The organism is Stenotrophomonas cyclobalanopsidis (genome assembly GCF_008710035.1).
Taxonomy (GTDB): Bacteria; Pseudomonadota; Gammaproteobacteria; order Xanthomonadales; family Xanthomonadaceae; genus Stenotrophomonas; species Stenotrophomonas cyclobalanopsidis.
Map to the genome: position 1 here is coordinate 1 of NZ_VYKI01000014.1, position 12,231 is coordinate 12,231.

The following is a 12,231-nucleotide window of genomic DNA, read 5'->3' on the forward strand; positions in this document are numbered from 1 at the left end:
GAGCTTGCTCGACTGCTGTTGGTGCCATGCGAAGAGCAGTCGAGCAAGCTCGACTCTACGAACGCCGGGCGTTGCCGCGTCCGTGCGCTCCGTCAACGCGGCACGTCGGCCACGTTGTTCAACCGGGTCACTTCCTCGCCGCCATCGGCCAGCGCTACGCGCACGCGCAGGCCGCTGCGGTCACCCACCGGCAGCGGCAGCGACACCATCACCGTCTTCGGCTGCAGGTCCATCGGTGCGGCCATGGCCGGCACCTCGGTGCGTGCGATCTCACGGCCACGCACATCCTCCAGCACCACCACGCCCACGCCGCTGCCGGCATGACCCAGGCTGTGCACGGTCACGTGCACCTGGCGGCCATCCACGCGCACATCGCCACGGCCGATGCCCAGGTCCGCACGGGTTTCCACCGGCGTGCCGGCGCTGATCCGCTCGAACTCGAACACCTCGGTGCGGCCCGGGCGGAACTGCATCGGTACCGAGGCGCTGGTTTCCAGCTGCACGATGCGTTCGGCGGCAGTGCCGTCGATGCGGCCATCACCATCGGCGTCCACGCCGCTGCGCACGCGCCAGGAGCCGCTGGCCACGTTCCAGCCGGTCATGTCGGCGGCGATGGTGCGCGTGCCCAGGTTATGGCTGGTCACGGTGAAGCGTTCGCGCGAGGGCGCATGCACCAGCAGCGCGACCTGCTCGGCAGCACCGTCGCGGTCGAAGCGCCAGCTGACCGTGTGGCCGGGCCAGCTCTGGTTGCGCTTCAGCGCGATGCCGCCCAGGCGCGCGCGCTGCAGGAACTCGCTGGGTGCTTCCACGCGGTCGGACCACCAGTGGCCCTCGGTGTTCATGTAGGCGCGCTGCACCTTGGCCTGCAGACCGTCGGCGTGCAGCGCGTCGATGTACTTCGTATCGCCGCTGGCCTGCCACGCCATCAGGCTGGCGAAGCCGATCTTGCCGGCGTCGGCCTCGGCGGTGAGCAGCGGGTACCAGTCCTGCTGCCTGCCCAGGGCGTCGACGTAGTTCTCGCCGAGGTTGGCCAGTGCGCCCGGCCCGCCCCGGGCCACGCGGTAGTCCAGCGCCTGCAGGTACTTCGCATCGCCGGTCCACCGCCATGCGGCCCAGAACGTGTGCATGGTGTCGCCGCCGCCGGAGCCGTTGTTCAACTCGCCGCCGCGGGTGGCACCGGTGGTCCAGTTGATTTCGTTGGGCAGGGTGAAGCGGCCCTTTTCGTCGGTGCCGGCGTGGGCCAGGTAGCCATCGGCCAGGCCGATCACCAGCTTGCGGCCGGTCGGATCGGCGTTGAACTGGCCGAGCAGGAACGCCGGGTGCAGCACCGGGAACGAATAGGGTTTCTGCCACTGCCAGTTCGGCTCGCGGTAGACCTTGTTGCCACCGAACCAGTTGCTGGAGAACAGCAGGTTGCCGTGCGGGTTGCGCAGGATGATACGCTCGTCGAAGGCCTTCACTGTTTCCATCAGGCGCTCCACGGTCAACGGGTCGCCCCAGTTGAGGTAGAGCATGGCGCTGTTGGTGTTGATGCCTTCCTCGTAGGAATGCAGTTCGTCGGTCTCGATGGTGCTCAGGCCATTGCTGAACATGCCATTGCGGTACACCGCATCGGACAGCGCGGTCAGCGAGGCGTTCAGGCGATCCGGCTGCACGCCCATCAGCGCCAGGCCCGGCCATTGCTGGGTCAGGTCGGAATCATCGGAAATGCCACCGCCGAAATCGCCATAGGCCACCTGCCGCTCGTCGATCCACCAGTCGACGAACTGGCGTACCTGGGCCAGGTCCTGCACCTGGTTGAACGCCCACGCCGGTACGCCCTTGGGCACGACCGGTGCGGTGTAGGGCGGGCGACCCTGGCTGTTGTAGCTGATGTAGTTCCAGTACAGGCGGCCGAGCTCGTGGTCGGGGTCGACCCGCAGCAGGTCGCTGAGGTCGGCATACACGCGCGCATAGAGGCGCTGGCGCTTGGACGTAGTGTGTTCCTCGACCAGGAAGCCCCAGTTGTCGCGCACCTGGTTGAAGCGATCGGCCACGTGTTCCTTCAGCGCTTCGGCGCGCGGCTTGAACACCAGGCGGATCTGCGCGCCGTCCAGCGCGGCGGCATCGAAGCCCGGTGCGGCCGAGGCGATGCTCAGCCACAGGCTGTCGGGGGTGAGGATGCGGTCGCGCAGGTCCAGCCATAGCGTGCGCTTCTGTCCCGGCTGCACCGACACCGAGACATCGATCATGTCGCGCGCCGGCCAGATCGGATCCTTGATGCGGAGGTTCAGCGGAATCAGACCGTCGTGGGTAGCCGGAAGGTGCAGCGCGGGAATATCGATGGCCACGCCATCGAGGCCGTCGTGCATGTTTTCCCAACTGTAGGCCCAGCTGCGGATCAACGGCTGGTTGGCCGGTGCATCGCCGACGCCCGAGGGGATCAGCACATGCACGATCGGCCGCGGCTGCGTCGGCAGGCTGTCGGCACCACGGCGGCGTGAGCCTGCGCCCTTGGGCAGGGCCATCACCGTGCTGCGTTCGGCGGCCGGGAAGCGGCCATCGATGTAGTGCCGCAGCGCATCGAGGTTGGTGTAGTCGGGCAGGGCCTGGCTGTCGATCACGTAGGCCTGCTTGACCGTGCCTTCCGGCTCGGCACCTTCGCTCACGTTGTAGGCCCAGACTTCCTGGATCGGGGTTTCCTGTTCGACGTTGCTGAAACGCAGTACGCCGCCCTGCTGCGCGGGAATGTCCTGCACGCTGCGCGCCACGCCTCGCGGCCGCGTGGCCAGCACCTCGGTGGCATGTTCGGCATCGGGCCCATGCGCCAGGCTGCCGAACGCCGCACCGCGGATCTCCATGCGGTTCACCGTCTCGCCGGCCGGCAGGGTCAGGTCCAGGTGCTGGCCGCTTTCCACGTAGGTGTTCCAGTCCGGCAGCTGGAAGTAGTCGTTGCGGCCGGGCAGGCGCGAGCGGTTGTAGACGCCTGGCCAGGTGGTTTCAGCGATGCCGTCGGTGGCCTTCCACATCCACGCCTTGTGGTCGCGCGTATCGGCGAACTCGATCTTGCGGATGCGCGTGCCGGCCGACGCCAGTGCCGGCGGTGCTGCGCCTTCCCAGCCGAAGCGATGGCGCCACGCGCGCTCGTCGCTGGCCGGAGCCACCGCGCTGGCCGGGGCCTTGCCGCCTGCCAGTGCCTGCACGGCGGGGGCATCCAGCATGCGGTCGTACACGCGGATGTGCTGGAAATCGCTGCCACGCAGGAAGTTGTAGCGGCTCTGCACCTGGTAGGGCGCCATCACCCGCCCGGCCAGGCCGAGCTGGTCCAGCGCCGCATCGTAGTCACCGGTCGCCTGCGCACGCGCCACTTCGCGGCCGTCGACGAACAGGCGCACACCCTGGTCCTCGTCCCAGGCAAAGGCCAGGTGCAACCACTGCTCCGGCTGCGGCGGCGTATCCATGCGGAACGACACGCGGGTGCGTGCGAGGTTGGCATCGGTGACGAAGGCATCGAAGCCGTGGCCGTTCCAGTCGATGCGCAGCCACGCCATGTCCCAGCTGCTGTGGTCGGCATAGCCGACGCGGAAGATCACGAACGGCGCTTCGCCCACCGCATAGCGGGGGCGCCAGTCGAAGGCCAGGGTGCCGCGCTGGGCCTGGATGTTGCCCGGCGCATCCCAGGCCAGCACGCCATCATCTTCCCACTGGATGGCCTTGCCGCGTGCCCCGTCATCGACCACCGCCGCCTTGTCGCGGAAGTTCGGCACCGCTTCGCCCTGCGCCGTCACGGCGGTCAGCCCCTGGTTGGCATCGACGTGGAACAGCAGTGTCGGCGACGGTGCGGCCAGCGCGGGCAGCGCGGCGGCCAGCGACAGCGCGGCCACCAGCAGGCGACGGCGCGGGCGGGGCAGGACAGAAGCGGTACGGTGCATGGAACCTTCCTTTCAGCAGCATTCGACGGTGCAGCGGCATGGCGGCGGTGCGGTACGGCGGGGCAGGGCGTGCACTCAGAACTTGTAGCGCAGCCCCAGGTAGTACTGGCGCCCGGTGTGGGTGTAGCGGTCGGGCAGTGACAGCGCCGAATCGACGTAGCGTTCGTCGGCACTGTCCAGCAGGTTGATCGCCTCGAAGCTGACGGTCAGCTGCTTGTTGAACTTCCAGGACATGTTGAAATCCACGTTCTTGACGCTGTACTTGCCGGTCACGTCGGCGGTCGCGTACTGGTTGCCGTCCAGGTCCCAGACGTTTTCCTGGGTCAGGATCTGGTTGATGTAGGCATCGCGGTAGCTGGTGGACACGCGCGCGCTGAAGCGGCCGTCGTCGTAGTACACGGTGGCGTTGTACGAGTTGGGCGACAGGTTCAGCAGGTCGTTCTCGGTATAGGTGGTGACGATGGTGTCGCCACTGCCGGAGCTGAAGAGATATTTGATCTTCGAATCGACGTGGGTGTAGTTCAGCTGCACGCCGAAGTTCTTCCAGAAGCCGGGCAGGAAGCTGAAGGGCTGCTGGTAGGTCAGCTCGTAACCCTTCAACGGACCGCCCGGGGTGTTGAAGTAGCTCTGCACGTTGAACAGCGTGTTCGGGCTGAAACCGGCCGGCAGCAGGTCCAGCGAGTAACCCATGTCACCCCAGGTGGTCAGCAGGCGCGTGCGCTGCACGTAGGTTTCGATGTCCTTGTAGAACACCGCCGCCGACAGCAGGGCGCCTTCCTGGAAGTACCACTCCGCGCTCAGGTCGTAGTTGGTGGAGCGGAACGGATCCAGCTTCGGATTGCCCAGGTTGATCGAGTAGTAGCGGTCCTCGTCGAGGAAGCTGGTCGGGCCACCGCTGACGCTGGGCGAGAGGTTGGACAGGGTCGGCCGGGCCATGGTCTTGGCCGCACCGAAGCGGAGCACCAGGCTGTCGGTCAGATCCCAGGCCAGGTTCAGCGAGGGCAGCCAGTCGTCGTAGCGGTGGCCGACGGTGGTGGCCACCAGCAGGCGCTCGCCGGCATCGGCGGTGGCGCTGGCCACGCCCAGGAACGGTTCGCAGGCCGCCGACAGATCGCTGCTGCTGGCCGCCTGGCACGGCGCGTAGCCGCTGGCGTCGATCTCGGTACGCACGTAGCGCAGGCCGAGGTTGCCGCGGAACGGGCGGTCCCACAGCTCGGTGTTCAAGTCCAGCTGCAGGTAGCTGGCGTAGCTCTTTTCGGTCACGTCGAAGTTGTTGTTCGATGCACCGAAGTGGCCGACGCCGGCCAGGCGGTAGTCACCGCCGAGGGTGCCGGTGTTGCAGTTGCAGTAGATGTCCAGCAGCTCGGCGATGCGGTTGAAGTCGGGAATCAGCCAGCTGCCCGGCGTGCTGCCGTCCAGGCCCTTGCCGAAGCCATCGAGCGTGGTGGACAGGTCACCCACGCCGACACCGTCGGGCAGCGCCTGCGACATGCGGCCATAGCTGATATTGCGGTACTCCTGCGTGCGCATGCCGTAGTCCTTGTAGGCCAGGCCGCCGCGCAGGGTGAAGGTGGGCGACACGTTGAAGGTCAGGTCGACCTTGGCGGTGTCGAAGCTGTTGTCGACGTACTGCGGGTTCAGGCGCACTTCGCTGATGTTGCCGCCACGCGCGGTGCCGTTGGCGTTCACCGGCGCGGTGCCGTAGCCCAGCCACTGCCACGACGCCGCATCGCCCAGCGCGAAGGGGAAGGTCATCGACGGCATGCTGGCGCCGTTGCGCATGTCCAGCACGAAGCCATCCAGGTTGCTGTTGTCGAAGCTGACCATGGAGAACACCGGCCGCTCGAAGCTGGACGAGGAATGGCCGACCAGCGCATCCAGGCGCAGCGCATCGTTGAAGCGGTGCTCGAAGTTAAGGCTGGCCTGCTTGAACTCGGTGCTCTCTTCGATGGCGGTCGATTCGGTACGGAAGTCGACGTTGTCGAACACGCCGTAGACCAGCCGGTTCTGTGCATCCACCTGCGCCTCGCGCACCACGATCTGGGTCTTGCCGCCGTACTGCGCGGTGCGGTGCAGGTTGGCGCCGATCGAATCCTCGCGCTGGTCCTTGTCCAGCTTCGAGTACATCAGGTCGAGGTTGAGCACGCTGTCGGGGCTGAAGCGGAACTGCAGCGCGCCGGTGACACCGAGCCGTTCGATCTCGTGCTCGGTGCGGATGTAGCGCGGGTAGCGCGGGATCCACGCATTGGTGGCCGTCTCGTAGGCGGCGATGTTCCCGGCGGTCGCCTGCGGGCGGTCGATGCCGGTGCCGCAGTGGGTGGCGTCGATGCCGTAGCTGCCCCAGCCGTTGCTGCGCGCCTGGTTGGCGGCGCTGCCGACGCCCTGCGCGGTTTCATTCGCGGCCGGGTTGCGCGGCGTCTGCGGGTCATAGCCGGCTGGGCTGCAGAAGCCGTAGGTGCCGTTGTTGGCGGCGGTGGCCTGGTTGGAATTGCGGTAGTTGCCGTGCTCCCAGCGCACCGGGTTGTAGCCTTCCTCGAAGATCGTGCGCTTGCTCCACGCCACCGACATCAGCGCACCGAAGCGGCCATCGGCCCAGGTGTTGCTCAGCAGCGCCGACACGCGCGGGTCCTTCGAGCGCGACAGTTCGTTGTAGCCGTACTGGCCGTTGAGCGAGGCCTGGAAGCCTTCGAAATCGAACGGCCGCGATGCACGCAGGTCGACGGTGGCACCCAGCGAACCTTCATCCATCTGCGCCGACTGGGTCTTGTTGACCTTGACCCGGCTGAACAGTTCGGAGGCGAAGGTGTTGAAGTCGAAGCCGCGGCTGCGGTTGACGCCGGTGGTGCCGCTGCCGGCGGTGGACAGCGCTTCCAGGCCGTTGATGCGCACGCGGGTGAAATCCGAACCCAGGCCGCGTACGGAGATCTGCTGGCCTTCGCCGCCTTCGCGGTCGATGGACACACCGGCGATGCGCTGCATCGATTCGGCCAGGTTCAGATCAGGAAACTTGCCGATGTCCTCGGCGTAGATCGCATCGACCTGCTCGACGCTGTAGCGCTTTTCGTCCAGCGACTGCTGCAGGCTTTCGCGGTAGGTGGCCTTGACTTCCACCTTGTCCAGGTCGACCGCATCGGGTGCGGCCGCAGCCGCTTCCGGGGTCTGTTGTGCATGCGCGGCGTGGCTCAGCACCAGTCCGATCGACAGGGCAAGCACGGTGAGCGGCGCGCGGCCGCGGTGAAGCGCGAGCAACGAATCCATCTGAAATCCCCTCCCAGGGTGTCCTCAAGCGTTGCGAAGGCGTTCCAGCGTGCGTACCGGCCTCCTCCGGTACGACGCAGGTGCAACGACTTGCTGACACCGCGGGTCACGCGTGAACGTAACAAAGCACATGGCGCGCGGCATCTTGCGCCGCAGCAGCTGCAGCGGCGTTTCCTCGTTGCACTCGAAGTGCGGCGGCGTGCTTCCACGCCGCCGCGGTGACGGTCAGAACTTGTAGCGCACGCCCAGCAGGAACTGGCGGCCGGTTTCGGTGTACTGCAGCGGCAGCTGGCCGGTGGTGGGCGAGTAGACCCACTCATCGGAGGCTTCGTTGGTCAGGTTGATGCCTTCCAGGCTCAGTTCCAGCTGGTCACTGATGCGGTAGCGGATGGAAGCATCAAGCACGGTGGTGCCGGTCATGCCGTGGTAGCCGTCCAGGTTGAAGCCGGTTTCCTGGCCGGGCGCCTGGGTGAGGTAGTCACTGCGGTTGGTGGCCGAGACGCGGCCCGACCAGGCGTCGCCCTCGTAGAACAACGTCGCGTTCCAGGCATTCTTCGAGGTGCCGGTCAGCTGGTTCTTCATCACCGCCACGCCGGCACCGTTGACGTACTGGATGCTGGTGTCGACCCAGGTGTAGTTCAGCTGCACGCCCAGGTTCGACCACTTGCCGGGCAGGAAGGTGAAGGGCTGGGTGTAGTTGGCTTCCACGCCATACAGCTCGCCGCCGGGAGTATTGAGCGGGATGCTGAAAGTGAAGTCGTCGTTGACCGATGCGCCGGTGCCGTCGAGCAGGCTGGCCGGCAGGCCGCTGCTGGAATACGGCCGCACTTCGCGGGTGGTCTGCACGAACGAATCGATGTCCTTGTAGAACAGGCCGATGCCGGCCATCGCACCTTCGGCGAAGTACCACTCGAAGCTCATGTCCACGTTGGTGGCACGGAACGGATCGAGGTTGGGGTTGCCGCCGGCCACGGTGCGCGCGCCGCCTGCCACGGCCACGGTCACACCCGGGGTCAGGTTGCCCAGGCCCGGGCGGCTCATCACCTTGGCCGCGCCCAGGCGGATCAGGAAGTCTGGGGTGATCTCGGCCACCAGGTTGAGCGAGGGCAGGGTGTCGTTGTACTTGCGGTTGGTGGTGGCGGGCACCAGCACGCCGCCCACGGTGGCCGCGCCACTGGAGGTCTGTTCGGTCCGCACGTAGCGCACGCCGAAATTGCCCGACAGCGGGATGGAACCGAGGTCAGTGGAGAACTCACCCATCAGCCACACGCCACGGTCCTTCTCTTCGACGCTGCGGCTGTTGTTGGCGCGTGGGGACACGGCGAAAGTACCGGTGTTGCTGTAGATGTCCAGCAGGTCGGCGATGGCATCCAGGTTCGGCACCACCCAGTTCGATGGCGAGCCGTTGATGCCCTTCAGGCCGGCCTGGCTGGTGAGGTCGGCCGGCACGGTGCGGGTGCCGTCGGCCAGCAGCGGTACCGCGCCCTCACTGCTGCGGCGCAGTTCCAGCGTGCTGAAGGTGTAATCCTTGGCCAGCACGCCGCCCTTCAGGCGGAAGCCAGGGCTGAGGTTCCAGTTGAAGTTGACTTCGGCGGTATCGAAATCGTTGTCCACGTACTGCGGGCGAAGGCGGATCTCGGCCAGTTCCCAGCCGTTGGGGTTGGTCGGATCGATGCCGTAGTTGATGATCGGCGCCCGGCTGTTGCCACGGTAGTCGTAGCTGTAGCCGTCGACATCGTACTTGTCCATGATGATGGTGGTCTGCACCGGGTTCTCGTGCGCCGAGCGCGAGATGCCAACCTTGCCGGTCATCTGGAAATCATCGGTGAAGCGATGGTCGAAGTTCAGGCTGACCTGCTTGAACTCGGTGTTCCATTCGTCGTGACGGTTCTCGGTGCGCAGGTCGACGTTGTCGAACTCGCCATAGAGCAGCGCGTTGTTGCGGACCTCACCGTTGCGCACGATGGTTGACGGCTTGCCGTCGCGGTCGGGGCGGCGGTTGGCGCCGGTGGCCGAATCGCGGTTGCGGCTGAAGGAGATCGCTTCGATGTAGTGCTCGTCGCGCGTGGCGTCGATCTTCGAGTACAGCGTGTCCAGCGAAATCTCGGTGCGGTCAGACGGCTTCCACTGCAGCGAGCCGGTGATGCCCAGGCGCTTCTGCTGGTGTTCCATCTGCACGTAGCGCGGGAAGCGCGGGTGGTAGACATCGGCGCTGCGCGCTGCCGTGAACGGCGAGGCCGCACTGAAGCCGCCGTTGCTGGTGCCGTTGGCCCAGCGGCCGGTGTTGGAACCTTCCTCCAGCGCCTGGCGCTCGGAGTAGGCCACCGACAGCAGCGCACCGAAGGTGCCGTCGGCGAAGGTGTTGGAGATCAGCGCGGCCAGGCGCGGGTCGGCCTTCTCGGCCATCTGGTTGTAGCTGGCCTGGCCACTGGCGACGAAGGTGAAGCCGTCGTAGTCGAACGGACGCGCGGTACGCAGGTCGACCGTCGCGCCCAGCGAGCCTTCCTCGACGTCGGCCGAGGCGGTCTTGCGCACCACCATCTGCGAGAACAGGTCCGAAGCAAACACGTTGAAGTCGAAGCCACGGCCGCGGTTGGTGCCGCCGCTCTGGTCGCCGGCGCCGACCGTGGTCAGCGCTTCCATGCCGTTGATGCGCACGCGGGTGAAGTCCGGGCCCAGGCCACGCACCGAGATGTTGCGGCCTTCGCCGGCCTCGCGGGTGATGACCACCCCCGGGATGCGCTGCAGCGACTCGGCCAGGTTCAGGTCGGGGAACTTGCCGACATCCTCGGCCACGATGGCATCGACCACGCCGGCCTCGCCACGCTTGATGTCCAGCGCTTTCTCCACGCTGGCGCGGTAGCCGGTGACGTTCACCGTATCCAGGTTGGTGGCGCTGGTCGCCTCGCTCTGCTGCTGGGCGGCGGCGCCTGCCGACAGGGCCAGGCTGACCGCCATGGCGAGCAAGGTAACCGGTGTCTTTTTTGCGTGGTTCCGAGAATGCATGCCTTTCCCCTCTCCCAAAGGTCTGGTCTCGCGAGTGTTTCAGCGGAATGACACCGCTGGTCAGAGCCGACGGTAGCAGCACGTTCCCTCGGCGGCATCTTGCACCGCAACAGACCTGTAATGTCTCCAAGAAGCTTGCGGGACAATGGTTCCGACAGTTTGATAGGCTGTGCCCACGGCCGGTCGGTTTCTTGATGACACCGATGGTCAACCGCCACGCGGGTGCGTGGCGCGATTCCACGCCGCCCAGCAGCCGCTGCAGGCGGCCAGCGTAAGGGAGCGGAAATGGGTCGTGTCGTATGTTTCGGGGAATTGCTGCTGCGCCTGGGCGCACCGGGTAACGAACTGCTGATGCAGTCGCCGCAGCTGCAGGTGCACGTGGGCGGGGCGGAAGCGAATGTGGGTGTCTCGCTGTCCCGCTTCGGACATGAGGTCGCCATGGTCAGCACCGTGGCCGGCAATGCGCTGGGCGCCCACGTGCTCGGTGAACTGCGCCGGCACGGGGTCGACACGCGCAGCGTGCGGCAGGACCCGGATGGGCGCATGGGCCTGTACTTCCTGACCACTGGCGCGGTGCAGCGTGCCAGCGAAGTGGTCTATGACCGTGCCGACTCCGCCTTCGCGCGCAGCACCGCGGCCGACTACGACTGGCCGGTGCTGCTGCAGGACGCACAGTGGCTGCACCTGTCCGGGGTCAGCCCGGCGCTCGGCCCGGACGTGGCCCAGGCCACCTTGGCGGCGGCGCGCGCGGCGCGTGCGCTGGGCGTGCGCGTGTCCTTCGATGGCAACTTCCGGCCCAAGCTGTGGGAGCGCTGGGGCGGCGATGCGCAGGCGATCCTGCATGAGCTGTTCGCCCAGGCCGACATCGTCTTCGCCGACTACCGCGATATCGAAGTCATCCTCGGCCAGCGCTTCGAGCAGGCCGACGTGGTGGCCAAGGTCGAAGCCGCGGCCGCGGCCGCGTTTGCCGCCTTCCCGCAGCTGCAGTGGATGGCGTGCACCCAGCGCCAGGCCCTCAGCGTCGACCACCATGCGCTGGGTGCGCTGCTGCTGGGCCGCGATGGCACCCGCGCACAGGCACCGGTGCGCCAGCTGCAGGGCATCGTCGACCGCATCGGCGGTGGCGATGCGTTCGCCGCGGGCATCCTGCATGGCATCCTGTCCGGCTTCGATACCGACGCCACCGTGCGTTTCGGCCTGGCTGCCGGTGGACTGAAGCACTCGATCCCCGGCGATTTCAACCCCGTCAGCGAAGCTGACGTACTGGCCCTGGTGGGCGAGGAGCGATTCGATGTCCGGCGCTGATCCGCGCGTACGTGCGGTACTGAAACTTGCACCGGTGATTCCGGTGTTCACCCCCGATGACGTGGACGATGCGGTGCAGGTGGCACAGGCGCTGTTCCGCGGTGGCCTGCCGGTGATCGAAGTGACCCTGCGCACGCCGCGTGCACTGGACGCGATCAAGGCGATGGTCGAAGCGGTGCCCGATGCGGTGGTGGGCGCCGGCACGGTGCTGACGCCAGCGCAGATGGAGGCGGCCAAGGCTGCCGGTGCGCGCTTCGCGGTGTCGCCCGGAGCGACGCCGACGCTGTACGCGGCCGCGCGCGATGCCGACCTGCCTTACCTGCCTGGCGTGGCCACGGGTTCGGAACTGATCCTCGGCCTCGAGGCCGGCCTGGACACATTCAAGTTCTTCCCGGCGGTGCAGTCCGGCGGCGCGCCGCTGCTGTCGGCGTGGCACGGCCCGTTCGCCGATGTGCGCTTCTGCCCGACCGGTGGCATCAGCGCGCAGACCGCGCCGCAGTTCCTGCACCTGCCCAACGTGCTGTGCGTGGGCGGTTCGTGGCTGACCACCGCGGCCCTGATGCAGTCGCGCGACTGGGACAGCATCGAGCGCCTGGCGCGCGAAGCAGCGGTGCTGGCCGGCTGAGCCACGCACGGGTGGCCGTCGCCCCCTCACGACGGCCGTTGCCCCTGCTCCGGTAGAGTCGAGGGGGGGGGGGGGGGGGGGGGCGGACACCACAAAGGAAAACAAAAACCAACCAACCAAGCGGCG

5 protein-coding genes are annotated in these 12,231 nt (G+C 67.0%); 2 read left to right on the top strand and 3 right to left on the bottom strand.

Translation table 11 applies throughout. From position 1 onward, the window contains the following. Positions 1 to 92: 92 nt before the first annotated feature. The 3 genes from FJU31_RS11940 to FJU31_RS11950 all read right to left on the bottom strand — a co-directional run bounded on the left by FJU31_RS11940 (position 93) and on the right by FJU31_RS11950 (position 10,175). Complete coding sequence (locus FJU31_RS11940) at positions 93 to 3,911, bottom strand: LamG-like jellyroll fold domain-containing protein (RefSeq protein WP_150454940.1); 3,819 nt, start codon at positions 3,909 to 3,911, stop codon at positions 93 to 95. A 75-nt stretch (positions 3,912 to 3,986) separates the two neighbouring features. Continuing rightward, complete coding sequence (locus FJU31_RS11945; protein ID WP_150454941.1) at positions 3,987 to 7,169, bottom strand: TonB-dependent receptor; 3,183 nt, start codon at positions 7,167 to 7,169, stop codon at positions 3,987 to 3,989. A gap of 225 nt (positions 7,170 to 7,394) precedes the next feature. After that, positions 7,395 to 10,175: a TonB-dependent receptor gene (locus tag FJU31_RS11950; RefSeq protein ID WP_150454942.1), complete on the bottom strand. Its 2,781-nt coding sequence runs from the start codon at positions 10,173 to 10,175 to the stop codon at positions 7,395 to 7,397. 285 nt (positions 10,176 to 10,460) lie between these two features. Between FJU31_RS11950 and FJU31_RS11955 the strand changes: the two genes are divergently transcribed. Beyond that, positions 10,461 to 11,480 (top strand): sugar kinase, encoded by a 1,020-nt coding sequence (locus FJU31_RS11955; RefSeq protein WP_150454943.1) that lies wholly within the window; start codon positions 10,461 to 10,463, stop codon positions 11,478 to 11,480. After that, a complete protein-coding gene (gene eda / locus FJU31_RS11960; protein ID WP_150454944.1) occupies positions 11,467 to 12,105 on the top strand; it encodes a bifunctional 4-hydroxy-2-oxoglutarate aldolase/2-dehydro-3-deoxy-phosphogluconate aldolase in 639 nt (212 codons plus the stop codon). Before FJU31_RS11955 ends, eda begins: the two co-directional genes overlap by 14 nt. Positions 12,106 to 12,231 lie beyond the last annotated feature (126 nt).